The following is a 23,700-nucleotide window of genomic DNA, read 5'->3' on the forward strand; positions in this document are numbered from 1 at the left end:
GGTCGGCGCCGACGTCTGCGGCGCGGGCGACCGCTTCGCCGCGGCGGCGGCGCTCGCGCTGGCCGACGGCGCCCCACCGAGGACGCCGTCGTCCGGGCCGTCGGGGAGGCCACCCGGTTCGTGGAGGAGGGCGGCGCGGCCGGGCTGCGCCTCGCCGGGCCCGCGGCCGAGGTTCCCGCGCCGTTCGCCCCCGGGGCGTCGGCCTTCGAGGTGGCGGCCGCCGTGCGGGCGGCGGGCGGGCGGCTGATCGCCACCGGCGGCTGTTTCGACCTGCTGCACGCCGGGCACGTGAGCCTGCTGCGCCGGGCCCGGGCGCTCGGGGACGCGCTCGTGGTCTGCCTCAACTCCGACGAGTCGATCCGGCGCCTCAAGGGGCCGAGCCGGCCCGTGGTGCGCGAGCGGGACCGGGTGGAGGTCCTGCGGGCGCTGGGCTGCGTCGACGCCGTCACGGTCTTCGACGAGGACACCCCTTCGGAGATCATCGAGCGCCTCGGCCCGGACGTGTGGGTCAAGGGCGGCGACTACAGCGAGAGGTCCATGCCCGAGGCCGAGGCCGTGAGGCGGGCCGGGGGCGAGGTCGTCATCCTGCCGACCGTGCCCGGCTACTCGACGACCGGCCTGATCGCGGCCGCGCAGGCGGCCTCCTGACACGCGATGCGAAGGGACACATCGATGGTGGGAAACATTCTGATCACCGGGGGGGCGTCCGGCCTCGGACGGGCCACGGCGACCGCGGTCGCCAAGGCCGGCGGCCGGCCGCTGGTGATCGACCTCGGCGAGCCCGACGGCGGCGTGGACCACGTCCGGGCCGACCTGTCGGACCGGGAACAGGCCGAGCGGGCCGTCCGCGAGCTGGCCGAGCGGGCCGGCGGTCTCGACGGCGTGGTGACGGCCGCCGGGATCGACGCCTGCGGGCGGCTGGAGGACGTGCCGGCCGACGCCTGGGAGCGGGTGATCCGGGTCAACCTGCTGGGCACGGCCTCGGTCGTCCGGGCCGCCCTGCCGTACCTGCGCCGGTCGAACGGCACGGTCGTGACGGTGGCCTCCACGCTGGGGATCAAGGCGGTGAGCGACGCGACCGCGTACTGCGCGGCCAAGTTCGGCGTGGTCGGGTTCACCCGCGCGCTCGCGGCCGAGCTCGCCGGGGACGTGGGGGTCACGCTGCTGATCCCCGGGGGCATGCGCACCAACTTCTTCGACGACCGCGACGAGAAGTACAAGCCGGGGCCCGACGCCCGCCTCAACCAGCCCGAGGACGTCGCCGCGGCCGTGGTCTTCGCGCTCGGCCAGCCACGCGGATGCGAGGTCAGGGAGCTCGTGGTCTGCGCCTCCACGGAGACGTCATGGCCGTAGCGGACGGGCCGGGCCGGCCCGCGCTGCTCGTCCTGCGCGGGCTCGGGCTCGGCGACCTGCTCACCGCCGTCCCGGCGCTGCGGGCGCTGCGGCGGGCGTACCCGGAGCACCGGCTGGTGCTGGCCACCCCGGCGTACCTGGGCGGCCTGCTCCCGCTGATCGGCGGGATCGACGACCTGGTGGACGTGTCCGGGCCGGGCCCGGTGCCGTTCGCGGCCCCCGGCGTGGCCGTCAACCTGCACGGCAGCGGGCCGGAGAGCATCGTGGCCCTGCGCCGCACCCGGCCGGGCCGGCTGCTCACCCACGCCCACGCCGGCGTCCCCGGCGCGGACGGCCCGCCGTGGCGTGCGGACATCCACGAGGTGCGCCGCTGGTGCGACCTGCTGGAGTGGCACGGGATCGAGACCGACCGCGAGGATCTCGCGCTGCTCGACCCCGGGCCCGGGCCGCTCGACGGCGGCGAGGTGGTCGTCCACCCGGGGGCGTCGTCCGCCGCCCGGCAGTGGCCTCCGGAGCGGTTCGCCCAGGCGGCGGCCGAGCTGACCCGGCTCGGCCACCGGGTCGTCGTGACCGGCGGCGTCGGCGAGATCGCCCTCGCCCGGCACGTTGCGGCCCTCGCCGGGCTGCCCGAGGAGGCCGTGCTCGCGGGCCGCACCGACCTGCCCGGCCTGGCCGCGCTGACCCGGCACGCGGCGCTGGTCGTCTGCGGGGACACCGGGATGTCGCACCTCGCGACCGCCGTCGGCACGCCCTCGGTGGTCCTGTACGGCCCGGTGCCGCCGGTCCTGTGGGGTCCGCCAGAGAGCCATCCCCACGTCACGCTGTGGACGGGCAGGACCGGCGACCCCCACGCCGACCGGCCGTCCGAGGGCCTGCTGGAGATCGAAGCCCCGGCCGTGCTGGACGCGGCCCTGTCCCTGCTGGAGGTGCGGGTCCGATGAAGGGCGCCAGGGTCGTGGTCACCGGCGGCGCCGGCTTCCTCGGCTCCCACCTGTGCGAGCGGCTCGTCGAGCGCGGCGCGGCCGTCGTTTGCATGGACAACTTCCTCACCGGCTCGCCCCGGAACGTGGAGCACCTGATCGGCCGTCCCGCCTTCCGGCTGCTGGAGTGCGACCTCACCGGGTTCGTGCACGTGCCGGGCACGGTCGACCTCGTGCTGCACTTCGCCTCGGCCGCCTCCCCGGCCGACTACCTGCGCCACCCCATCGAGACGCTCAAGGTCGGCAGCCTCGGCACGCTGCACGCCCTCGGGCTGGCCACCGAGAAGGGCGCCAGGTTCGTCCTCGCGTCCACCAGCGAGGTGTACGGCGACCCCCTCGAGCACCCGCAGAAGGAGACGTACTGGGGCAACGTCAACCCCGTGGGGCCGCGCAGCGTGTACGACGAGGCCAAGAGGTTCGCCGAGTCCCTGACCACGGCCTACCGCAACTCCCGGGGGACCGGCACCGGCATCGTGCGGATCTTCAACACGTACGGCCCCCGGATGCGGCCGCACGACGGCCGGGCCATCCCCACGTTCATCCGGCAGGCGCTCACCGGCGAGCCGATCACGGTGACCGGGGACGGCAGCCAGACACGCTCCATCTGTTACGTGGACGACACGGTCGAGGGCGTCCTCGCGCTCGCCGAGGCCGACGCCGCCGGGCCGGTCAACATCGGCAACCCCGCGGAGACGTCCATGGCCGACCTGGCCGCGACGATCCGCGACCTCACCGGCTCGTCGTCGCCGATCCGCTTCGTCGAACGGCCGGTGGACGACCCCGCCGTACGGCGGCCGGACACCTCGCTCGCGGAGTCGCTGCTCGGCTGGCGCCCCCACGTCGACCCGGTGACCGGGCTCCGCCGCACGATCGAGTGGTTCGCCAAGGAGCTTCGCACCCCCCGGTCCGCGCTCGCCTCCTGACCGCCGATCTCAACCGGTCATGCGGGTCGGCGTCGATCGCGCGGCACGAACAGGACCTTGCCGGAGCGCTCGGCCCTGGCCGCGTGGGCCAGGGCGGCGCGGTGGTCCCTCAGGGGATATGTCGCCTCGACCGGGGCCTTGAGCACGCCCTGCTCGACCAGGTCGGCCAGCTCGGCGTACACGCTCTCGAGCTCCTTGCGCGGGGTGTCGCGGATCCAGTTGAGGATGAAGAAGGCGCGCAGGACGATGCCGCGGTAGATCAGGTCGCCCACGGGGACGGAGGGCGCCTGTCCGGTGGCCGCCGCGAAGGTGACCACGGTGCCGCCGTCCTCCAGCGACCGCACCAGCGCTGCGGTCTGCCCGGGGTCGGCAGTGCCTTCCAGAGCCAGCCGCAACCGCTCGCCTCCCAACGCGGCGGAGATGCGCTCGCCCAGGTCGGCGCCGTCGACGACGACGGCGTCCGCCCCCAGGGCGCGGACCTGCGCGGCTGCCGCCTCCCGCCTGACGACGGCCAGCGTCCTGATCCCCGCCCGCCTGGCCAGGGCGATGACGTGGTGCCCGACCGCGGAGTTGGCCAGGTTCAGGCCGATCCAGTCGCCGGGCCGCAGCGCCGCGTAGTCGTTGAGCAGCGCATAGGCCGTGGCGGGATTGACGGGCAGCATCGCGAGCTGCAGGGCGTCCGCCCTGTCCGCGACGGAGATCGGGACGACGGCGCTCGCCGGAACGACGACCTGGTCGGTCCACGTCCCGTGGACGAAAGTGGGCAGGATGAGGACGCGCCGGCCGACCAGCGTCGGCTCCACGCCTTCGCCGGCCCGCACGACGCGCCCGACGCCCTCGGCGCCCAGGGCCTGCGGCAGCTGGGGCTGGGCGGAGAACCAGCCCATGGTGAACAACAGGTCCGCGTTGTTGATCGGTGCCGCATCCACCTCGACCAGCACGTCGCCCGGGGCGAGGGGCGGGTCCTGGTCTTCGAGAAGCGCGACGGTGTCCTGGAGATCTCCGCCGACGGCGGTGAGAACGAGACGGCTCATAGCGGGTGGCCCTTCAGTGAAGTAATGGTCTTTCTTGGTTTGACGCTGTCAGTTCTAGCAGGGCTGTGCGAGCCATGTAAAGGGCTTTCGTCGATGACCATGTCGCCGTATGCTGGGGGCATGGTCAGCCAGGAGACGACGGGCGCGGCGCCGCGGCAGGCGCCCGCTCTCGCGGACGCGATCGTGGAGCTGCTGAACTCACGCCCGCACGCCACGCCGCTGACCCCGGACACGCTCGCCGACCCCGAGATCGCCGAGCGGATCCTGCGCCCGTTCCGTGAACCGGCCCTGCCCGCCCCGTCCGAGGGCGACATCGCCCAGCTGCGCCGGCTGCGGGACAGCCTCGTCGACGTCGTGTCCCAGCCCGGCGCCGAAGCGGCCAAGGCGGCGTGGGCCGACGTGAACGAGACGACCGCCACGACGGCGTTCCGCCACGTCTTCGACGGCGACGGGCGCGTCGCCCTGCTGCAGGTGTCCGGTCCGCCGGTCGTGGGCGCCGTCGTCCGCGCCGTGGCGGAACTGGTCGCGCAGGGGCAGTTCTCACGGATCCGCGTCTGCGCCAACGCGGACTGCTCGCACGCCTTCTACGACACCACGCGCAGCCGCACCCAGCGGTGGCACTCCTACGAGATGTGCGGAAACCGGACCAACGTGGCCGCGTACCGGGCACGGGCCAGACGCTCGGTGTGAGACCGCGTCGCCCCGGCCCCAAGGAACAGCCCCTCACGGGAAAGGAACGGTCAAGGCATCGGCCCGGCCCGTCCACCTGGGCGTATGTCCGGTCCTGAGGCCGGGTAGGCCCTGCCCCGAGGACGGGGTGAGGGAGGCTGCCATGGCTGTCGGGCACGGCCCGCGCGGGCTACGGCGCCCGCCCGCGCGCGGACGCCGCCGGGGACGGGTACGGCCGCGGTGATCGCGACCGGCATGGCGGGGCGGCCGCCGGCGTCGCGGACGCGTGGACGGCCACGGTGATCGGGCCCCTCTACGGCGGGGCCGGGGTGGCCGGGCCCATGGATCCGGCGGGCGCGGTGGATTTGGCGGCGGCCCGCATGCAGATGGCCCTGTCGCTCGGCTGGCACATCGTCGTGGCCTGCCTCGGGGTCGGCATGCCCGCCCTGCTGCTGTTCACCGAGTGGCGGGCCGTGCGGACCGGGGACCCCGGCCACATGCGGCTCGCCCGGCGCTGGGCGCAGGCCGTGGGCGTCGTGTTCGCGGTCGGCGCCGTGTCGGGCACGATCCTCAGCTTCGAGATGGGCCTGCTGTGGCCCGGCCTGATGGGCGTGTACGGCCAGGTGGTCGGGCTGCCCTTCGCCCTGGAGGGGATCGCGTTCTTCCTGGAGGCGATCTTCCTTGGGATCTACCTCTACGCCTGGGACCGGCTGTCCCCTCGGGCCCACCTGCTGAGCGGCGTCCCGGTGCTGGTCGCGGGCGTCGCCTCGGCGTTCTTCATCGTCACGGCCAACGCCTGGATGAACCAGCCCCGCGGGTTCGACCTGGCGAACGGCCGGATCACGAACGTGTCGCCCTGGCGGGCCATGTTCAACCCGGCCACCCCGCCGCAGACCATCCACATGATCATCGCCGCGTTCATGGTCTCGGGGTACGTGACCGCCTCGGTGTACGCCGTGGGACTGCTGCGCGGGCGGCGGGACCGCCACCACCGGCTCGGGTTCCTCGTGCCGTTCACGCTGGCGGCGGCGCTCACCCCCGTCCAGATCGTGGTGGGGGACTACGCCGCGCGTTTCCTGTCCACCTACCAGCCCACGAAGCTGGCCGCGATGGAGGGGGTGTACCGCACCGGGCCGTACGCGCCGCTCACCCTCGGCGGGGTCTTCGTCGACGACCGCATGCGGTACGGCGTCGAGATCCCGAGCGCGCTGTCGATGCTGGTCGGATATCGGCCGAGCGCGGTCGTCCAGGGCCTCGACCGGACGCCGCCCGGCGACCGGCCGCCCGTCACGCCCGTGCATCTGGCCTTCGACACGATGGTCGGGATCGGGTTCCTGCTCCTGCTCCTGGCGGCGTGGCTCGCGCTGTCGTGGTGGAGGCGGCGTGACCTGCCGCGGTCGCCGTGGTTCCTCCGGCTGGCCGCGGCCTCGGGCGTCCTCGCCGTCCTCGCCGTCGAGGCCGGCTGGGTGGTGACCGAGCTGGGGCGCCAGCCCTGGGTCGTGTACGGCAGGCTGCGCACCTCGCAGGCCGTCAACCCGGCGCCCGGCCTGTGGGCCGGTTTCGTCCTGCTGGTCGTGGTGTACACGGTCCTGACGGTCTCGACGGTGTACGTCCTGCGGCACATGACGCGCCGGTGGCGGGTCGCCCCCCAGGAAGCGGCGGCCGCCTGATGGACGCCGCCCAGGTCCTGCTGGCGGTGATGTGGGCGGGCCTCACCCTGTACGCGCTGCTCGGCGGCGCCGACTTCGGCGGCGGCATCTGGGACCTGCTGGCCGGCCGGACGCGCGAGGGCATGCCGCAGCGGCGCCTCATCGAGCACACCATCGGACCGGTCTGGGAGGCCAACCACGTCTGGCTGATCTTCGTGCTCGTCCTGCTGTGGACCGGGTTCCCGCCGGTCTTCGCGGCCGTGATGTCCACGCTGTACATCCCGCTGACGCTGGCCGCGTTCGGGATCATCGCGAGGGGCGCCGCCTTCGCCTTCCGCAAGAGCAGCACGGAGCTGTGGCAGCAGCGGCTGTTCGGCGGGGGGTTCGCGCTGGCCTCTGTCGTCACGCCGTTCTTCCTCGGCGCGGTCGCCGGAGCCGTCGCGTCCGGACGGGTCCCGCCCGGCCTCGCCCGGGGGGCTCTCGTGGGGAGCTGGGTCAACCCGTCCTCACTGCTGGGCGGCGTGCTCGCGGTCGTGGTGTGCGCCTACCTCGCCGCCGTCTACCTCTGCGACGATGCCGCGCGTTCCGGCGTCCCCGGGCTGGCGGACCTGTTCCGGCGCCGCGCGCTCGCGGCCGCCGTGGCCACCGGGGCCGTCGCCCTCCTCGGCGTCGCCGTGCTCCGCTGGGACGCCCCCCGGCTGTTCACCGGCCTCACCCACCGGGCGCTGCCGCTCGTGCTCGCCAGCGCGCTGCTGGGGGTCGCGTCGCTCGCGCTGCTGTGGTGGCGGCGGTACCTGCTCGTCCGCGTCACAGCCGTCCTCGCCGTCACCGCCGTCATGTGGGGCTGGCCGGTCGCCCAGTACCCGTTCATGCTGCCGCCCCGGGTCCCGTACCAGGAGGCCGCCGCCCATCCGGCCGTCCTCCACACCGTCCTCGCCGTCGCCGTCGTGGCCGCCGTCCTCGTCCTGCCGTCGATCGCGCTGCTGTTCGCCGTCCAGCGCCGCCTTCCCTACACCGAGGACGCCTCCCACTGACCCTCTTCGCCGTACGCCCCCGGAGAGGCCGTCGCGACCACGGGCCGATGGGTGAGAATGACCGCGTGAAGGGCAGGATGATCGTGGTGGCGGTCCTCGCGGTCGTCGGCTTGGGCGCCTGCGGATCCCTGGCCGCGCCGGGCGGCGTGGACATGGACCGGCTGCGCGGGCTGGGGGTCTCCCCGGACCTCGTCTAGCTGGTCGACCTGCCCGGGTACGAGCTGGCCGAGCAGTCACTCGGCGTCGTCGGCGAGGAGGGGTTCGGCGCCTTCTACGCGTCGCCCGAGGGGCGTCAGGTGGAACTGCGTGTCGACCGGGGCACGTTCGACGACGAGATGTGCGCCACCGCCCCCGTCGTCACGCGCCCCCGTCGAACGCGGCGACCTGCCGACCGCCGGCGACGGCGCCCCGAACAACGAGGTCGCCCCCGGCACGACCCGAACGCGGTGGCGGTGCTGGTCGAGTACGAGACCGTCGGATACCTTCCGCGAAATGACGCGGTGAGATACCGAGCATTGTTCAGCCATCTGGCCGCATCCGGCTTCGTCGCCCGCGTGCCCTGTCGCGTCTGGGGTGGGAGGGTTACCGATCACGGCTACGACCGGGCCGGCCGAATGACGCTGACCGAACAGTTCAGGGGAAGTGTCACCGTTGCTCTCGCTGAGCCACACCTTTGTCTGCCGGTGAACGCTGCGCCGCAAACGCCACATGTCGTACTCCCGCAGGGCGGATCCATTCAGGTGAGCGGCGAAGAGCACCACCTGGCCGAAATCAAGCCGTTCCTGCGGGCGGAGGGTGAGAGCTATGCGTACGCGACGCTGCACGAGTTGAACGACTCCAGCGGCCGCGCTGTCAAACAACTCGTCGAGGTCCGGCTCGACGGAAACCGTGTGGGGCAACTGACCCCGAAAATGAGCGGCGACCTGCTCCCGGCGATCCGTCATCTTGACAGCATCGGATGCCTGACAGTCGCCAAGGCCAAGATAAAAGGAAATCACCTCAAGGCGGAAGTGATCCTCTACTGCGCCCGTGCGCACGAGTTGCCCAATGACTGGCCGGGCGCCATCGGGCAGGGCCTGCCGAGCGCCCAAACGGCGATGCGAACAGAAGTGCAGGCGGGCATCGGCTCGTCTTCCGCTGGACCAACCGCTTTCGCATCCCACGCGCCGATTCCGCCGAAACCAACCCGGATCAGATTCGTCGTACCGCCCGGCTGGCCACCGGCCCCCGAGGGCTGGGAACCACCACCTGGCTGGCAACCGGATCCGTCCTGGCCACAGGCGCCGCACAACTGGAGCTTCTGGGTCGTCGAGTGACGCGTCGCCCTTTCAAGCCGGTGCGCATTCGGACCACCCTCCGGCCGCGACCTCGATGGCATCGAGCGGGCGCGTAGAGCCATGGGGCTGAGCGTCGGCCTGGCGCACACCGCCGATGAGGAAGAGGAGACGGCAATGAGCGAGCAGGAGAGCTGGCGAGAGCTCCGAGATCGCCGCTTGACGGAGCCGGGCGCGCACGAGGCGTACGAGGCCAGCCGCCTGGCCTACGAGCTGGGCAGGACGGTTCGCGCCATGCGCGAAGGGTGCGGGTGGAGCCAGAACGACCTGGCGCGCGAGGCAGGGATGACGCAGTCGGCGGTGGCCCGGTTCGAGGCGGGAGGGACGATCCCCACGCTTCCGGTGCTCGAACGACTTGCACGCGCCCTGGACGCGCACGTCGAGGTCCGTCTCACCCCGCGGGCCCCGGCCGCTGTCCCGCCGTCCTCCACCCTCCACAGGCGGTGCGCGCGACCAGCGCTGTGAGCGCCGCATCCGGGAGGTTCTTCATGGTGGCCAGCACAGAACCGGCCAGGACCACCCGGAAGCTCACCGGCGCGGGGCCCGGGCGAGACGCTCCTCCCAGTCGGGAACGGCCTCCTCGAAGGCGACGAACTCGCCCACGCCCTGCGCCGCCTCCTGGGCGTGCTTCTCATACTCGGGATCGGCGAAGGCGATGGAGTTCAGCCACCACAGGTTGAGCACCTCGGGGAGCCGATGATATTCGCCGGGTTCGCGTGCGGCCTCCCACGCCTCGTGGTACTGGGCGAGGAAAACCGGGCGCCACTCCTCCGGCAGCGCCCGAAGAATGGCCTCCGGGTCGTACTCCTGGAGGGGCTGCGCGCTCATGGGTCCACGCTACCCGCGCCGCGCCCGGTCCCGCGATGACATCGCCGGTACCTGTGTCAGCGGCCGGAGACGGCGCGGGTGGCGGCCCGGACGATGGCGTCGAGGCGGCTGCCGTGGGCGCCGTGCCAGTACACGCGGCCGCAGGCGAGGCAGCGGGCGAAGGCGTCGTAGGTGCGGCGGGTGCCGGGCGGCAGGCTCTCCGCCACCTCGTCGCGGTCCACCCGGGCCAGGGTGCCGTTGCAGGCGGTGCACCGGGTCCAGGGGGCGAGCGGAGGGCGGAAGCGGTCGAGCACGTCGAGGAACTGCTCGTCCGGCAGGGAGCCCCGGACGTGCGCCCCCAGCCGGAGCGAACGGCGGCGGAGGATCCCCCGGTCCTGGGTGAGCAGGATCCTCCGCTCGGCGTTGGCCTGCTCCACCAGGGCGTCGTCGTCCATGTCGTTGCGGTAGGCGACGTCCACCCCGACCAGGCGCAGCCGCCGGGCCAGCGTGCCGAGGTGGACGTCGAGCACGAACCGGGGGTCCGGCACCCGCTGCGGCCGGGCCACCGCGAGCACCTCCACCGCCTCCCCGGGGACCGGCCGGTACGACGGGGTGACCGGCCGGCCGTCCGCGACCAGCCCGCCGACCTCTGTCAGGGGCACGCCCGCCGACTCGACCAGGTGGCCCAGCGCGGACGCCCCGTCGTACGGGAGCGGCAGCGGCGAGCGGCGGTCGCGGGGCTGGAGGAACATCCACAGCTCCGGCGCGAAGCGCACCGGCACGCGCGTCACGTCCATGACCCCAGCATGCCCCCGGCGCACGACGCGGACGGACCCGGCCGGGACCGAGCCGGCGGCGCTTCAGTACACCATGTTCATCGCGGCCCTCACCTCGGTCAGCGTCGTGTCGGCGATCGCGGAGGCGCGTTCGTTGCCCTCGCGCAGCACCCGCCGGACGTGGTCCCGGTCCCGGGCGTGGAGGGCGCGCCGCTCGCGGAGCGGCGCCAGGCGCTCGTTGACCGCCTCGGTGACCACGGCCTTGAGCGCGGCCGCGCCACGGCCGCCGATCTCCCCGGCGACCTCGTACGGATCCCGGTCGAGGCACAGCGCCGCCAGGAGGACCAAGTTGGAGACCTCGGGCCGGCCAGCGGGGTCGTAGGTGATGTGCCGGAGGGCGTCGGTCTTCGCGCCGCGGATGAGCGCCGCGGTCTCGTCGGCGGTCGCGGCCAGCGCGATGGCGTTGCCCCGGCTCTTGCTCATCTTGGCGCCGTCGACGCCCAGCAGCAGCGGCGCCGCGGACAGCAGGGCCTCCGGCTCGGGGAAGATCTCGGCGTAGCGGCTGTTGAAGCGGCGGGCCACGGTTCGGGTGAGCTCCAGATGGGGGAGCTGGTCCTGACCGACCGGCACCAGGTTGGCCTTGCAGAACAGGATGTCGGCCGCCTGGTGCGCCGGGTAGGTGAACATCAGCCCGCTGACGGACGACTGCCGCGAGTGGGCGATCTCGTCCTTCACCGTGGGGTTGCGGCCGAGCTCCGCGACCGACACCAGGCTGAGGAACGGCAGGAGCAGCTGGTTGAGCGCGGGGACCGCGCTGTGGGCGAAGATCGTGGCCCGGCTGGGGTCGACGCCGGCGGCCAGGTAGTCGAGCACGATCTCCTCGGCGTGCTCGGCCGGCCGTTCGGCCACGTCGCGGTCGGTCAGCACCTGGTAGTCGGCGATGAGGACCAGCAGCTCCACGCCGACGTCCTGCAGGCGCACGCGATTGTGCACGGTGCCGAAGTAGTGGCCCAGGTGCAGCCGTCCCGTGGGACGGTCCCCGGTCAGGACGCGAAAACGGCCGGGGTCCCGCCGGACGTCGTCGAACGTCAGGGGTGCGGCTGGTGCGGTTGTGGTCATGGTGTCCTCCTCGGTGACGGGCGGGTCCGCCGAAGGCGGCCCCGCCGGACGAGGAGAACGAGAAGGGCCGTCCAATCGAACGGCCCCGGTCGTGCGTGACAGCCGCTCCTATGAGGAGCGCCACCAGTTCAGGCACGACGTACGGTTCATGTGGATCAGTCTAGAAGGTGTTCCGCCGCGGCGTCGAGCAGCCAGGCGCCCAGGTAGCCGGCGAAGGACGAGCGGACGAGGACCGTGAACGCGTCGCCCTCCCTGGCCGCCAGCACGACCTGGGCCCGGGCGAGCACGGTCTGGGCGCAGCGGCCCGGCCCGAACACCCGCGGGTGCAGGTCGAGGGCGCAGCCGTGGGCCAGCAGGTCCCGGGAGCGGGGGCCGTCAACGAGGACGGCCGTCCGCTGGGCCGACACGTCGGTGATCCCCACGTGGGCGCCCGCGCAGGCCTCCCGCAGCCGGCCCTCCAGTCCCTCGGCGCCGGGCGGGGCGAGCACCAGCCACTCGTCGGGTCCCGTCCAGAGGACGTCGCAGTCGCCGCTCGCGTACGTGCCCGGCTCGGTGGGCAGCGGGACGCCGAGGGCGAGCCCGATCTCGGCCGCGGCCCGGCTCTTGGGGTCGGCCCGCACGTCGAGCTGCGTGAGGAACGGGATCTCCTCGATGCGCAGGCTCTCGGCGGACACCGGCTCGAACCCGGCCAGCGGGCTCAGTCGCTCAGCCATCGCGGCGGGCTCCCTCGGGGTCGTAGAGGACGTGGTGGGTGACGGTCACGGGCACCGGGTCGCCGCCCAGCGGGACGTACAGCCGCTCGCCGATCCGCTCGCGCCCGCCGCTGACCAGGGCGAGCGCGAACGTGCGGCCGAGCGCGGCGCTGCGGTAGCTGGAGGTGACGTGCCCGAGCGCCCGCACCGGCGGCTCGGGCAGCCGGGAGGTCGCCACGAGGTGGGCGCCCTCGGGCAGCAGCAGCCCGGGATCCTCCGGGAGCAGGCCCACCAGGTGCTTGCGGTCGGGCCGGGAGGTGTCGGCGCGGGTGTGGGACCGCTTGCCGACGAAGTCGGCCTTCTTCTTCGACACCACCCAGTCCATGCCGAGGTCGGCGGGGGTGACGGTGCCGTCGGTGTCCTGCCCGATGATCGGGTAGCCCTTCTCGGCCCGCAGGACGTGCATGGTCTCGGTCCCGTACGGCGTGACGACGCCGGTGCCCATCACCGCCTCCCAGAGGGCGAGGCCGTCCCACGCGTTGACGTTGATCTCGTAGGCCAGCTCCCCGGAGAAGCTGATCCGGCAGACCCGGGCCGGGATCCCGGCCACCTCGGCGTCCCGCCACGTCATGAACGGGAAGCTGGCGGCGTCCACGGCGAGGCCGGGGGCGAGCCCGGCCAGCACCGCGCGCGAGCGCGGGCCGGCCAGGGCGACCGTGGCCCAGTGCTCGGTGACCGAGGTGCAGTAGACCCGCAGCGAGGGCCACTCGGTCTGCAGCCACTCCTCCATCCAGTCGAGGACGGCGGCGGCGTTGCCGGTGGTCGTGGTGGCCAGGAACCGGTCCTCCGCCAGCCGCATGACCGTGCCGTCGTCGAAGACCATGCCGTCGGCCCGGCACATCACGCCGTACCGGATGGCGCCGACCTTGAGCGTGCTCATCATGTTCGTGTAGAGCCGGTCGAGGAACTCGGCGGCGCCCGGGCCCTGCACGTCGATCTTGCCGAGCGTGGAGGCGTCCATGGCGCCGGCGCCCTCCCGCACGGCCCGGCATTCGCGGAGGACGGCGGTCTCCATGTCCTCGCCGGGCCGGGGGTAGTACCAGGGCCGCTTCCACTGCCCGACGTTCTCGAACAGCGCGCCGTGCGCCGCGTGCCAGCCGTGCAGCGAGGTGACCCGGACGGGGTCGTGGAGCATGCCGCGGTCGCGCCCGGCCAGGGCCGCGAAGCTCACCGGCGCGTACGGCGCCCGGAAGGTGGTGGTGCCGAGGTCGCCGATCTCCACCCCCGTGACGTGGGCGACGACCGCGCTCGTCAGCACGCCGGACAGCTTGCCCTGGTCGTGGGCCGTGCCCGCCGTGGTGTACCGCTTGACGTGCTCGACCGAGCGCAGCCCGGCCTCCGTGGCCCGCATGACGTCGGCCACCGTGACCTCGCGCTGGAGGTCGACGAAGTGGGTCGCGTAGTCGTCGGCGGGCACCAGCCACAGGCGTCCGGACGGCAGCGCCGTCACCCGCTCCGCGGCGGGGACGGGACGCGGCGGGACCCGGAACCCGGCGGCCTCGGCCGCCCGCGTCCCGGCGGCGACGCCGTCCTCCAGGCAGCCGGCGAGCGTGTACACGCCCCGGGCCGCCCCGGCGACCTCGACGGCCTGGGCCGCCTCTCCGGGCACGAAGGCGTGGAGCTCCTCGTCGAACCGCAGGGCGCCGCCCGACTGGCTGAACAGGTGGACGACCGGGTTCCAGCCGCCGGACACGAGCAGCAGGTCGGCCTCGATCTCCCGCTCCCCGGAAGGCCCGGACACGGTCACGGACGCGACCGAGCCGTCCTGGGCCGCTCCGACGCCCGTGACGACGTGCCCGCTCAGCACGTCGGTCCCGGCGAGCGCGGGGGCCTCCCGCCGCACGTCGGCGACGGCGGCGATCTCGACGCCGGCCGCGGCGAGGTCGCGGGCGGCGTCGTAGGCGCCGTCGCCGGTGGTGAACACGACGGCGCGGCGGCCCGCGAGCACGCCGTACCGGTTGGCGTAGGCCCGGGCCGCGCCGGCCAGCATGACCCCCGGCCGGTCGTTGCCGGCGAAGGCGATCGGCCGCTCGTGGGCGCCGGTGGCCAGTACGACGCGCCGGGCCCTGATCCGCCAGATCCGCTCGCGCGACGCCGCGCCCTCCTCCCGCCGCTCGACCGCCACCAGGTAGTTGTCGTCGTAGTAGCCGAACACGGTGGTGCGCGGCAGCACCCGCGCCTCCGGCCGCCCGGCCAGCTCGGCGAGCATGCCGGCGGCCCAGGTCGTCCCGGAGACCCCGTCGACGGTCTCGCCGGTGTCGGGCAGGCAGCCCCCGGCCGCCGGCCTGTCGTCGGCGAGGATCACCCGGGCCCCGGAGGCGGCCGCCGCGGTCGCCGCCGCGAGCCCCGCCGGTCCCGCGCCGACCACCAGTACGTCGCAGTGCGCGTGGACGGCGTCGTAGCGGGCCGGGTCCGGGCGGTCGGCCAGGCGGCCCCTGCCGCCGAGCCCGGTGGCCACCAGCCCGTCGTACAGCTCGACGGTCGTGGCCTGGAGCATCGGCTCGGGGAACGGCTCCTCGATCTGGACGAGCGCGTTGGGCTCCTCGGTCCAGGCCGCGTAGATCCCGCGGGGCCGGCCGAGGCCCTCGCTGCGGACGACGGCGCGGACGCCGTTGGCGAGCAGCGCCGCGGCCAGCGTGTCGCCCCGCAGCCCCTCGTAGTCGCGCCCGTCGTATCGGAACCGCAGCGTCTCGCCCGCGACGCCCTCGCGGCGGCGGGAGGTCATGCGCCCGCCCCCGCTTCGAACACGCCGGTCGCGGTGTCGCGGGTGAGCGTGAACCACCGGCGGCAGCCGGCCGTGTGGCTCCACCGCTCCGCGAAGCGGCCCTTCGGGTTGTCGCGGAAGAAGAGGTACCGCGCCCACTCCTCGTCGGACAGCGCGGCGGGGTCCGCGGGGTAGGCGACGTGCGCCTGACCGCCGTAGTGGAACTCGGCCTCGTCACGCGGCCCGCACCACGGACAGGGGATCAACAGCATCGGGGTCGGCTCCAGGTCGTTAGTGGGCGACGGCCGCGGCGCCGTGCTCGTCCACGAGCGCGCCGGTGGTGAACCGTTCGAGCGAGAAGGGGGCGGCCAGGGGGTGCGGCTCGCCGTGGGCGATCGTGTGCGCGTAGCACCAGCCCACGCCGGGGGTCGCCTTGAACCCGCCGGTGCCCCAGCCGCAGTTGACGTACAGGTCCTCGACGGGGGTGAGCCCGACGATCGGGGAGGCGTCGGGGCTCACGTCGACGATCCCGGCCCAGGTCCGCAGCACGTGGGCCCGGGCGAAGACCGGGAACAGCTCCAGCGCCGCCGACATCTGCCGCTCGATGACGTGGAACGCCCCCCGCTGGCGATAGGAGTTGTACGCGTCGATGCCGGCGCCCATGACGAGCTCGCCCTTGTGGGCCTGGCTGACGTACACGTGCACGGAGTTCGACATGACGACGGTCGGGTGGACCGGCTCCAGCAGCTCGGACACCAGGGCCTGCAGCGGGTGGGTCTGCAGCGGCAGCCGCACCCCCGCGGTCTCCGCGACGACGGACGTGTGCCCGGCGGCGGCCAGGGCCACCTTCCCCGCGGCGATCCGTCCCAGCGGCGTGTGCACGGCCACGGCCCGGCCGTCCGTCACCTCGACGCCGGTGACCTCGCAGTTCTCGATGAGGTGGACGCCCATCGCGGCGGCCGCCCGCGCGTATCCCCAGGCGACGTAGTCGTGCTTGGCGATGCCGGCCCTCGGCTGGTACGTCGCCCCGAGCACCGGGTAGCGGACGCCGGGGGACACGTCGACGATCGGGCAGACCTCCTTGACCTCCTCCGGGCCGAGCCACTCGGCGTCCACGCCGTTGAGCCGGTTGGCGTGCACCCGGCGGACGCCGTCGCGCACGTCCTGGAGGCTGTGGGCCAGGTTGAGCACGCCGCGCTGGCTGAACAGCAGCGGGTAGCCGAGGTCCTCCTCCAGCCCCTCCCAGAGCTTGAGCGCGTGCTCGTAGATCCCGGCGCTCTCGTCCCACAGGTAGTTGGACCGGATGATCGTGGTGTTGCGTGCCATGTTGCCGCCGGCCAGCCAGCCGCGCTCCAGCACGGCGACGTCGGTGACGCCGTGGTTCTTGGCCAGGTAGTACGCCGTGGCCAGGCCGTGGCCGCCGGCGCCCACGATCACCACGTCGTACGACCGCTTGGGCTCGGGACTGGTCCACAGCCGCTCGGGCTGGGGAGGGACGTCGCGCATCGTCAGACTCCGGGGTAGAGCGGGTGCTTGGCGGCGAGCGCCTCGACCCGTCCGCGCAGGTGGGCGATCTCCGCCTCGGACCCGTCGCCGCGCAGCGTCGCCGCGATGACGTCCGACACCTCGGCGAAGTCGGCGGCCTCGAACCCGCGGGTGGCGAGCGCGGGGGTGCCGATCCGCAGGCCCGAGGTGACCATGGGCGGCCGGGGGTCGAACGGCACGGCGTTGCGGTTGACGGTGATCCCGGCGGCGTGCAGCCGGTCCTCCGCCTGGCGGCCGTCGAGCTCCGACTCCCGCAGGTCGACCAGCACGAGGTGGACGTCGGTGCCGCCGGACAGGACGCGCACGCCGGCCGCCGCCGTGTCGGGGCGCAGCAACCGTTCGGCGAGGATCCGGGCCCCCTCCAGCGTGCGGCGCTGGCGGTCGCGGAACCACTCACCCGCGGCGATCTTGAACGCCACGGCCTTGGCGGCGATGACGTGTTCCAGCGGGCCGCCCTGCTGCCCGGGGAACACGGCCGAGTTGATCTTCTTGGCCAGCTCCCCGGTGGACAGCACGACGCCGCCGCGCGGGCCGCCGAGCGTCTTGTGCGTGGTCGTCGTGACCACGTGCGCGTGCGGCACGGGCGAGGGGTGCAGCCCGGCCGCGACGAGCCCGGCGAAGTGCGCCATGTCCACCATCAGGTACGCCCCGACCTCGTCGGCGACGCGCCGGAAGGCCGCGAAGTCGAGGTGGCGGGGGTAGGCCGACCAGCCCGCGATGATCAGCTTGGGCCGGTGCTCGCGGGCCAGGCGCTCCACCTCGTCCATGTCCACCAGGCTGTCGCTCTCGCGCACGTGGTAGGCCACCACGCGGTACAGCCTGCCGGAGAAGTTGATGCGCATCCCGTGGGTCAGGTGGCCGCCGTGGGCCAGATCGAGACCGAGGATCGTGTCGCCCGGCTCCAGCAGCGCGGCCATCGCGGCGGCGTTGGCCTGCGCCCCGGAGTGCGGCTGCACGTTGGCCGCCTCCGCGCCGAACAGCGCACGCACCCGGTCGATCGCCAGCTGCTCGACCACGTCGACGTGCTCGCAGCCGCCGTAGTAGCGCCGGCCCGGGTACCCCTCGGCGTACTTGTTGGTCAGGACCGAGCCCTGCGCCCGCATGACCGACACGGGGGCGAAGTTCTCGCTGGCGATCATCTCAAGGGTGGACTGCTGGCGGCGCAGTTCGTCGCCGATGGCCGCGGCGACCTCGGGGTCGACCTCGTCGAGCGGCGCGTCGGCCAGCGATTCGGGTGGGTTCACGGTGAATCCTCCAAAGACGCCGCGTCAGCCGCGGAGACGTTCCATTGCCGGGTCGAAGAGCGGCTCCTGCGCGACGACGGCGGGGACGCGCCGGTCGAAGTAGCCGATGTGGACGACCTGACCGGGAGCGGACAGCTCGACCGGGAGCCAGGCGTAGGCGATGCCCTTGCCGACGGTGTAGCCGTAGGCGGCGCTGGTGACGTAGCCCACGCAGGTGTCGCCGTCGTACACCGGCTCCTTGCCCATCACGACCGCCTCGGGGCCGTCGATCGTGAGGCAGGTGAGCCGGCGGCGCACCGACTCGCGCCGGGCGAGCAGGGCGGTGCGGCCGATGAAGTCGCCCTTGTCCGGCTTCACGGCGAACCCGAGGCCCGCCTCGTACGGGTCGTGCTCGTACGTCATGTCGGTGCCGAAGGACCGGTAGCCCTTCTCCAGCCGGAGGCTGTTGAACGCCCCCCGGCCGCCCGCGACGATCCCGTGCGGCCGCCCGGCCTCCCACAGGACGTCCCAGAGCTTGGCGCCCATGTCGGCCGTCGTGTAGAGCTCCCAGCCCAGCTCGCCGATGTAGGACAGGCGCAGCGCGGTCACCGGCACCGGGCCCACGTACCCCCGCTTGGCCCGGAAGTAGCGGAAGCCGTCCTTGCCGAAGTCGGGGCCGGCCAGCGGCTCCACCACGTCGCGGGCCCTCGGCCCCCAGAGGCCCACGCAGCAGGTGCCGGCCGTGATGTCGCGGATCACCACGTCCCCGGTGGCGTGCCGGTGGAACCAGTCGAGGTCGAGGTTGCCGTTGGCGCCGACCTGGTACAGGTCGCGCCCGAGCCGGGCGACCGTGATGTCGCTGCGGATGCCGCCGTCCTCGTCGAGGAGCAGGCAGTACGTCACCGAGCCGACCGACTTGTCCACGTCGCCCGTCGACAGGCGCTGGAGGAAGGCGGTGGCGCCCGGGCCGGCCACCTCGATCCGCTTCAGCGCGGTCATGTCGTACAGGGCGACCGTCTCGCGGGAGGCCTGGGCCTCGGCGCCGACGATCGGGGACCAGTGCCGGGACGCCCAGTCGCCCGGGTGGGGGATGTCGCGGCCGTCGAGCAGGGCCGCGTTGGCCTCGTACCACTGGGGGCGCTCCCAGCCGGAGGCCTCCAGGAAGTACGCCCCCAGCTCGCGCTGCCGGGTGTGGAAGGGGCTGGTGCGCAGCGGCCGCAGGTTCGCCGGGGGCTCCAGCGGGTGGATGATGTCGTAGACCTCGACGTAGTTCTGGCAGTCGCGGGCCAGCACGTAGTCGGGGGCGAGCTGGTGCGGCTCGAACCGGTTGACGTCGCACTCGTGCAGGTCGAACGACGAGCAGTGGCCGTCGGCCAGCCACTCGGCCATCGCCCGCCCGACGCCCGCCGAATGGGTCACCCACACGGCCTCGGCCACCCAGAAGCCCTTGACCTCGGGCGACTCGCCGAGCAGCGGCATGTTGTCCGGCGTGAACGAGAAGAGCCCGTTGATGCCCTCCTCGATCTTCGTCTCGCCGGTCCCGGGCAGCAGCGACCGGGTCTCGGCCCAGGCCGGGGCGAAGTCGTCCTCGGTGAACGGCGTGACCGACGGCATGACCTCGGCGGCGTCCACGGAGAGGATCTCGTCGGCGGTGATCGGCATCGGCCGGTGGCCGTAGTAGCCGATGCCGAGCCGGTCGAACCGCTCCCGGTAGTAGAGGTCGCTGTCCTGGTGGCGCAGGATCGGCCGGACCGCCTCCTCGGCCTGCCCGTGCAGCCCGGGGACGGGTCCCGTCCAGGCGAGCTGATGGGCGAGCGGCGTCAGGGGGAGGGTCATCCCCACCATGCGCGCGACCCGGGGGCCCCAGATCCCCGCGCAGCACACCACCACGTCGGCCGGGATCTCCCCGCCCGAGGTGAACACGGAGGCGACCCGGCCGTCCACCACGCGGATGTCGAGCACCTCGTGGCGGTCGAGCACCCGCACGCCCCGCTCCCGGGCCCGGGTGAGCTGGACGTCGACGGCGCGCACGGCCTTGGCCAGGCCGTCGGTGGGGACGAAGAGCCCGCCGAGCACGCGCCCGGCGTCCAGCAGCGAGTGCCGCTCGACGCACTCGTCCGGCGTGAGCAGGTGGGCCTCAAGGCCCCAGGCCGTCGCCCACCCGTGCCGGCGCCGCAGCTCGGTGAGCCGCTCCGGCGTGGTGGCCACCTCCAGACCGCCCACCTGCAGGAAGCAGCCGAGCGCGCTCAGCTTCTCGACGGTGTAGCGGGCCATCTCGGTCATCGTCTTGGAGGAGTTCGTCTGGAACACCAGCCCGGGGGCGTGGGACGAGGAGCCTCCCGTCGCCGGCACCGGGCCCTGGTCCACGACCGTGATCTGGTCCCATCCCCTGGCGGACAGCTCCTCCGCGAGGGCTGCCCCGACGACCCCGGCTCCGATGATGACGACGCGTGGCCCTGCCATACACACCTCCGTCGTTGCGCATTCCGAAACGACATGCGCGTCCCGCAACAATGTCCCCCGTTTGCCACGGCACTGTCAATAACCGGTTCCGGCCTCACCGGGGGCGCATCGTGCCTGTTGGGAGGCATGCCTGAGACGCCCGCGGCGGGCGGGCGTCTCAGGTGGGATCTCAGGGACGGAACCAGTTCTGGGGACGCGGGTCGATGTTCTGCCAGACGTGCTTGATCTCGCGGTACTCGTTCAGCCCGGTCGGCCCCAGCTCGCGCCCGACGCCGGACTGCTTGAACCCGCCCCACTCCGCCTGCGGCACGTACGGGTGGTAGTCGTTGATCCAGACGGTGCCGTGCCGTAGCCGGGCGGCGACCCGCTGGGCCTTGCCGGCGTCCCGGGTCCACACGGCCCCGGCGAGGCCGTAGTCGGTGTCGTTGCCGAGCCGGACCGCCTCGTCCTCGTCCCGGAACCGCTCGACGGTCAGCACCGGCCCGAACGACTCCTCCCGGACCACCCGCATGCCGCGGTGGCACTCGTCCAGGACGGTCGGCGGGTAGAAGTGACCCGGGCCGTCCAGCCGCCGGCCGCCGCACCGCAGGACGGCGCCCTCGGCGATCCCGGCCTGGACGTACGCCTCCACCTTGGCGAGGTGGGCGGCGGAGATCAGCGGCCCGGTCTCGGCGTCGGGGTCGAACGGCCCGCCGAGCCTGATCCGCCCGGCCCGCCGGACGACCTCGTCCACGAACGCGTCGTGCAGCGAGTCCTCGACCAGCAGCCGCGCCCCTGCGGAGCAGACCTGCCCGGAGTGGAGGAAGACGGCGGTGAGCGCGAAGTCGACGGCGGTGTCGACGTCCGCGTCGGCGAAGACGATGTTGGGGTTCTTGCCGCCGAGCTCCAGCGCGACCTTCTTCACGGTGCCCGCCGCCGCGGCCATGATCGTCCGTCCGGTGGCCAGACCCCCGGTGAAGGAGACCATGTCCACGTCCGGATGCTCGGCCAGCGGCGCGCCGGCCTCCGCGCCCGCCCCCAGCACGAGGTTGCCCGCGCCAGGCGGCAGCCCGGCCTCCTCCAGCAGGCGCATCAGCAGGATCGCGGTGGACGGCGTCAGCTCGCTCGGCTTGAGCACGAACGTGTTCCCGGCCGCCAGGGCCGGTGCCACCTTCCACGACGTCTGGAGGAGGGGGTAGTTCCAGGGTGTGATCAGCCCGCACACGCCGACCGGCTCGTAGACGATCCGGCTGACGGCGTCGGGGCGGCCGGTGTCGACCACGCGGCCGGCGTCCGTGCCCGCGATACCGCCGAAGTAGCGGAAGCAGCGCACGACGTCGTCCACGTCGTACTCGCTCTCGACCAGCCGCTTGCCGGTGTCCGTGGACTCGGCCGTGGCGATCTCCTTGCGGTCCCGCTCCAGCAGGTCCGCCACCCGCAGGAGCAGCCGGCCGCGCTCGACCTCGGGTGTGCGGGGCCACGGGCCCTCGTCGAACGCCTCGCGGGCCGCGGCGATCGCGCTCTCGGTGTCGGCCCGTATGGCCTCGGAGACGGTCGCCGCGAGCGTGCCGTCGGCCGGGCAGCGGATCTCCCGGGTGCCGCCGCCGGACGCCTCGCGCCACCGGCCGCCGATGTACAGATCCTTCACGCCCGCTCCTGGGTCTCACGGTGCCGGTAGAACTCCGCGTGCTCGGGCGGCAGGGGAGTGTCGCCCAGGATCAGGTCGGCCGCCTTCTCCGCGACCATCATCACCGGGGCGTAGATGTTGCCGTTCGTGACGTACGGCATGACGGAGGCGTCCACGACCCGCAGGCCCTCCAGGCCGTGCACCCGCATCGTGAGCGGGTCGACCACGGACATCTCGTCGACGCCCATCCGGGCCGTGCAGGACGGGTGGAGCGCGGTCTCGCCGTCCCTGGCCACCCAGTCGAGGATCTGCTCGTCGGTCTCCACGCCGGGGCCGGGCGACAGCTCGCCCGCGTTGAACGCGTCCATGGCGGGCTGGTTGAGGATGGCGCGGGCCACCCGCACGGCCTCCACCCACTCCCGCCGGTCCTGCTCGGTGGACAGGTAGTTGAAGCGCAGCGCCGGCTTCACCCGGGGGTCCGCGCTCTTGATCTTCACCGAGCCCCGGGCGTCGGAGTACATCGGGCCGATGTGCACCTGGTAGCCGTGCCCGCCCGCCGGTGAGCTGCCGTCGTACCGGACGGCGACCGGCAGGAAGTGGAACATCAGGTTGGGGTAGTCGACGTCGTCGTTGCCGCGGACGAAGCCGCCGGCCTCGAAGTGGTTGGTGGCGCCCGGGCCCTTGCGCAGGAACAGCCACTGCGCGCCGACCCAGGGCCGGTTGCGCCACTTCATCGCGGGCTGGAGGGAGACCGGCTGCTTGCAGGCGTACTGGATGTAGACCTCCAGGTGGTCCTGGAGGTTCTCCCCGACGCCGGGGAGGTCGTGGACGACGCCGACGCCGAGGCGCTTGAGCTCGGCGGCGTTGCCGACGCCGGACACCTGGAGGAGCTGGGGCGAGTTGATCGCGCCGCCGCACAGGATGACCTCGCCGGCCCGGACCGTCGTCCCGTTGTACTCGACGCCCACGGCCCGGGTGCCCTCGAAAAGGATCTTGGTGACGAAGGCCCGGGTCTTCACCTCCAGGTTGGGGCGGTTCATCACCGGGTGCAGGTAGGCCCGGGCGGCCGACAGGCGGCGGCCGCGCCGGATGTTGCGGTCGAACGGGGCGAACCCCTCCTGCCGGTAGCCGTTCACGTCGTCGGTCAGCGGGTATCCGGCCTGCTGCACGGCCTCGAAGAACGCCCGGAACAGCGGGTTGGTCGCCGGCCCGCGCTCCAGCGCCAGCGGCCCGTCGTGCCCGCGCATCGGGTCGTCCGGCGCGGCCGCCAGGCAGTTCTCCATCCGCTTGAAGTACGGCAGGCAGTGGGCGAAGTCCCAGGTCTCCATGCCCGGGTCGGCGCCCCAGCGCTCGTAGTCCATCGGGTTGCCGCGCTGGAAGATCATGCCGTTGATGCTGCTGGACCCGCCCAGCACCTTGCCCCGGGCGTGGTAGATCCGGCGGCCGTTCATGTGCGGCTCGGGCTCGGACTCGTACTTCCAGTCATAGAAGCGGCTGCCGATGGGGAAGGTCAGCGCCGCCGGCATGTGGATGAAGACGTCCCAGATGTAGTCGGGCCGTCCGGCCTCCAGCACGAGCACCCGGGTCGAGGGATCGGCCGACAGCCGGTTCGCCAGGGCGCTTCCGACTGAACCACCGCCGACTATGACAAAGTCGTACATGTCTGCCTCCGGGCAGGATGATATTGATATGCGCAATAGAGTGCACCATTCGCAACGCGCACCGGCCG

General features: G+C 73.3%; 22 protein-coding genes. 10 read left to right on the plus strand and 12 right to left on the minus strand.

The annotated features are described in order from the left end of the window. The 4 genes from rfaE2 to MPTA5024_RS33335 all read left to right on the plus strand — a co-directional run. Window positions 1–648: D-glycero-beta-D-manno-heptose 1-phosphate adenylyltransferase (rfaE2, locus tag MPTA5024_RS33320; RefSeq protein WP_198167539.1), on the plus strand; the 648-nt coding region annotated here is incomplete at its 5' end. A 24-nt stretch (window positions 649–672) separates the two neighbouring features. Continuing rightward, window positions 673–1,353 (plus strand): SDR family oxidoreductase, encoded by a 681-nt coding sequence (locus tag MPTA5024_RS33325; protein ID WP_036331690.1) that lies wholly within the window; start codon window positions 673–675, stop codon window positions 1,351–1,353. Further along, complete coding sequence (locus MPTA5024_RS33330) at window positions 1,344–2,294, plus strand: glycosyltransferase family 9 protein (protein ID WP_036331692.1); 951 nt, start codon at window positions 1,344–1,346, stop codon at window positions 2,292–2,294. The genes MPTA5024_RS33325 and MPTA5024_RS33330 overlap by 10 nt, the downstream gene beginning before the upstream one ends. Beyond that, window positions 2,291–3,256 carry a UDP-glucuronic acid decarboxylase family protein gene (locus tag MPTA5024_RS33335; RefSeq protein WP_036331694.1) on the plus strand — a complete coding sequence of 322 codons (966 nt, stop codon included), beginning with the start codon at window positions 2,291–2,293 and terminating at the stop codon, window positions 3,254–3,256. Before MPTA5024_RS33330 ends, MPTA5024_RS33335 begins: the two co-directional genes overlap by 4 nt. A 17-nt stretch (window positions 3,257–3,273) precedes the next feature. On the opposite strand, the gene MPTA5024_RS33340 is transcribed toward MPTA5024_RS33335, so the two are convergent. Further along, on the minus strand, window positions 3,274–4,290 hold the full coding sequence (locus MPTA5024_RS33340; protein WP_036331696.1) for a zinc-dependent alcohol dehydrogenase family protein: 1,017 nt from the start codon (window positions 4,288–4,290) through the stop codon (window positions 3,274–3,276). Between the two features lie 120 nt (window positions 4,291–4,410). Between MPTA5024_RS33340 and MPTA5024_RS33345 the strand changes: the two genes are divergently transcribed. The 6 genes from MPTA5024_RS33345 to MPTA5024_RS33365 all read left to right on the plus strand — a co-directional run bounded on the left by MPTA5024_RS33345 (window position 4,411) and on the right by MPTA5024_RS33365 (window position 9,441). Continuing rightward, complete coding sequence (locus MPTA5024_RS33345; RefSeq protein ID WP_051458961.1) at window positions 4,411–4,980, plus strand: CGNR zinc finger domain-containing protein; 570 nt, start codon at window positions 4,411–4,413, stop codon at window positions 4,978–4,980. A 278-nt stretch (window positions 4,981–5,258) separates the two neighbouring features. After that, window positions 5,259–6,629: a cytochrome ubiquinol oxidase subunit I gene (locus MPTA5024_RS33350; protein ID WP_232326752.1), complete on the plus strand. Its 1,371-nt coding sequence runs from the start codon at window positions 5,259–5,261 to the stop codon at window positions 6,627–6,629. After that, window positions 6,629–7,642: a cytochrome d ubiquinol oxidase subunit II gene (locus MPTA5024_RS33355; protein ID WP_036331698.1), complete on the plus strand. Its 1,014-nt coding sequence runs from the start codon at window positions 6,629–6,631 to the stop codon at window positions 7,640–7,642. The genes MPTA5024_RS33350 and MPTA5024_RS33355 overlap by 1 nt, the downstream gene beginning before the upstream one ends. A gap of 47 nt (window positions 7,643–7,689) precedes the next feature. Then, the gene (locus MPTA5024_RS42915) at window positions 7,690–7,839 is read left to right on the plus strand and encodes a hypothetical protein (RefSeq protein WP_198167540.1); all 150 of its coding nucleotides are present in this window, start codon (window positions 7,690–7,692) and stop codon (window positions 7,837–7,839) included. 99 nt (window positions 7,840–7,938) lie between these two features. Continuing rightward, window positions 7,939–8,958, plus strand: a complete 1,020-nt coding sequence (locus MPTA5024_RS41555) for a hypothetical protein (protein WP_198167541.1) — start codon at window positions 7,939–7,941, stop codon at window positions 8,956–8,958. A gap of 135 nt (window positions 8,959–9,093) precedes the next feature. After that, window positions 9,094–9,441, plus strand: a complete 348-nt coding sequence (locus MPTA5024_RS33365; protein ID WP_051459035.1) for a helix-turn-helix domain-containing protein — start codon at window positions 9,094–9,096, stop codon at window positions 9,439–9,441. Between the two features lie 63 nt (window positions 9,442–9,504). Here MPTA5024_RS33365 and MPTA5024_RS33370 read toward each other — a convergent pair whose 3' ends face one another. From MPTA5024_RS33370 to betA, 11 genes are all read right to left on the minus strand, one after another. Continuing rightward, window positions 9,505–9,804, minus strand: a complete 300-nt coding sequence (locus tag MPTA5024_RS33370) for a DUF6247 family protein (protein WP_036331702.1) — start codon at window positions 9,802–9,804, stop codon at window positions 9,505–9,507. A 56-nt stretch (window positions 9,805–9,860) separates the two neighbouring features. Then, window positions 9,861–10,580 carry a Mut7-C RNAse domain-containing protein gene (locus MPTA5024_RS33375; protein ID WP_036331704.1) on the minus strand — a complete coding sequence of 240 codons (720 nt, stop codon included), beginning with the start codon at window positions 10,578–10,580 and terminating at the stop codon, window positions 9,861–9,863. A gap of 63 nt (window positions 10,581–10,643) precedes the next feature. Continuing rightward, window positions 10,644–11,678, minus strand: coding sequence for a tryptophan--tRNA ligase (gene trpS / locus MPTA5024_RS33380; RefSeq protein ID WP_051458962.1), 1,035 nt, complete (start codon window positions 11,676–11,678; stop codon window positions 10,644–10,646). 155 nt (window positions 11,679–11,833) lie between these two features. Next, entirely contained in the window at window positions 11,834–12,391 is a 558-nt protein-coding gene (locus MPTA5024_RS33385) for a sarcosine oxidase subunit gamma (protein WP_051458963.1), read from the minus strand. Further along, the gene (locus MPTA5024_RS33390) at window positions 12,384–15,155 is read right to left on the minus strand and encodes a 2Fe-2S iron-sulfur cluster-binding protein (protein ID WP_036331709.1); all 2,772 of its coding nucleotides are present in this window, start codon (window positions 15,153–15,155) and stop codon (window positions 12,384–12,386) included. Before MPTA5024_RS33390 ends, MPTA5024_RS33385 begins: the two co-directional genes overlap by 8 nt. After that, entirely contained in the window at window positions 15,152–15,406 is a 255-nt protein-coding gene (locus MPTA5024_RS33395; protein WP_036331711.1) for a sarcosine oxidase subunit delta, read from the minus strand. The genes MPTA5024_RS33390 and MPTA5024_RS33395 overlap by 4 nt, the downstream gene beginning before the upstream one ends. A 19-nt stretch (window positions 15,407–15,425) precedes the next feature. Next, window positions 15,426–16,640 (minus strand): sarcosine oxidase subunit beta family protein, encoded by a 1,215-nt coding sequence (locus MPTA5024_RS33400; protein WP_036331714.1) that lies wholly within the window; start codon window positions 16,638–16,640, stop codon window positions 15,426–15,428. A gap of 2 nt (window positions 16,641–16,642) precedes the next feature. Continuing rightward, window positions 16,643–17,923 carry a serine hydroxymethyltransferase gene (glyA, locus tag MPTA5024_RS33405; RefSeq protein WP_036331716.1) on the minus strand — a complete coding sequence of 427 codons (1,281 nt, stop codon included), beginning with the start codon at window positions 17,921–17,923 and terminating at the stop codon, window positions 16,643–16,645. Window positions 17,924–17,947: 24 nt separating this feature from the next. After that, window positions 17,948–20,365: a GcvT family protein gene (locus tag MPTA5024_RS33410; RefSeq protein ID WP_036331719.1), complete on the minus strand. Its 2,418-nt coding sequence runs from the start codon at window positions 20,363–20,365 to the stop codon at window positions 17,948–17,950. A 169-nt stretch (window positions 20,366–20,534) separates the two neighbouring features. Continuing rightward, the gene (locus MPTA5024_RS33415) at window positions 20,535–21,983 is read right to left on the minus strand and encodes an aldehyde dehydrogenase family protein (protein ID WP_232326767.1); all 1,449 of its coding nucleotides are present in this window, start codon (window positions 21,981–21,983) and stop codon (window positions 20,535–20,537) included. Between the two features lie 5 nt (window positions 21,984–21,988). Then, complete coding sequence (gene betA / locus MPTA5024_RS33420) at window positions 21,989–23,632, minus strand: choline dehydrogenase (RefSeq protein WP_036331722.1); 1,644 nt, start codon at window positions 23,630–23,632, stop codon at window positions 21,989–21,991. Between the last annotated feature and the right edge of the window lie 68 nt (window positions 23,633–23,700).

The sequence above is a fragment of the Microbispora sp. ATCC PTA-5024 genome (assembly GCF_000511135.2).
In the GTDB taxonomy this organism is placed as follows: domain Bacteria; phylum Actinomycetota; class Actinomycetes; order Streptosporangiales; family Streptosporangiaceae; genus Microbispora; species Microbispora corallina.

Excerpts from the sequence above, each read along its gene's own strand:
- MPTA5024_RS33325 (WP_036331690.1), top strand. The coding sequence starts at position 673 with ATGGTGGGAAACATTCTGATCACCGGGGGGGCGTCCGGCCTCGGACGG.
- MPTA5024_RS33330 (WP_036331692.1), top strand. The coding sequence starts at position 1,344 with ATGGCCGTAGCGGACGGGCCGGGCCGGCCCGCGCTGCTCGTCCTGCGC.
- MPTA5024_RS33335 (WP_036331694.1), top strand. The coding sequence starts at position 2,291 with ATGAAGGGCGCCAGGGTCGTGGTCACCGGCGGCGCCGGCTTCCTCGGC.
- MPTA5024_RS33340 (WP_036331696.1), bottom strand. The coding sequence starts at position 4,290 with ATGAGCCGTCTCGTTCTCACCGCCGTCGGCGGAGATCTCCAGGACACC.
- MPTA5024_RS33345 (WP_051458961.1), top strand. The coding sequence starts at position 4,411 with ATGGTCAGCCAGGAGACGACGGGCGCGGCGCCGCGGCAGGCGCCCGCT.
- MPTA5024_RS33355 (WP_036331698.1), top strand. The coding sequence starts at position 6,629 with ATGGACGCCGCCCAGGTCCTGCTGGCGGTGATGTGGGCGGGCCTCACC.
- MPTA5024_RS42915 (WP_198167540.1), top strand. The coding sequence starts at position 7,690 with ATGGGTGAGAATGACCGCGTGAAGGGCAGGATGATCGTGGTGGCGGTC.
- MPTA5024_RS33365 (WP_051459035.1), top strand. The coding sequence starts at position 9,094 with ATGAGCGAGCAGGAGAGCTGGCGAGAGCTCCGAGATCGCCGCTTGACG.
- MPTA5024_RS33370 (WP_036331702.1), bottom strand. The coding sequence starts at position 9,804 with ATGAGCGCGCAGCCCCTCCAGGAGTACGACCCGGAGGCCATTCTTCGG.
- MPTA5024_RS33375 (WP_036331704.1), bottom strand. The coding sequence starts at position 10,580 with ATGGACGTGACGCGCGTGCCGGTGCGCTTCGCGCCGGAGCTGTGGATG.
- trpS (WP_051458962.1), bottom strand. The coding sequence starts at position 11,678 with ATGACCACAACCGCACCAGCCGCACCCCTGACGTTCGACGACGTCCGG.
- MPTA5024_RS33385 (WP_051458963.1), bottom strand. The coding sequence starts at position 12,391 with ATGGCTGAGCGACTGAGCCCGCTGGCCGGGTTCGAGCCGGTGTCCGCC.
- MPTA5024_RS33390 (WP_036331709.1), bottom strand. The coding sequence starts at position 15,155 with ATGACCTCCCGCCGCCGCGAGGGCGTCGCGGGCGAGACGCTGCGGTTC.
- MPTA5024_RS33395 (WP_036331711.1), bottom strand. The coding sequence starts at position 15,406 with ATGCTGTTGATCCCCTGTCCGTGGTGCGGGCCGCGTGACGAGGCCGAG.
- MPTA5024_RS33400 (WP_036331714.1), bottom strand. The coding sequence starts at position 16,640 with ATGCGCGACGTCCCTCCCCAGCCCGAGCGGCTGTGGACCAGTCCCGAG.
- MPTA5024_RS33410 (WP_036331719.1), bottom strand. The coding sequence starts at position 20,365 with ATGGCAGGGCCACGCGTCGTCATCATCGGAGCCGGGGTCGTCGGGGCA.
- betA (WP_036331722.1), bottom strand. The coding sequence starts at position 23,632 with ATGTACGACTTTGTCATAGTCGGCGGTGGTTCAGTCGGAAGCGCCCTG.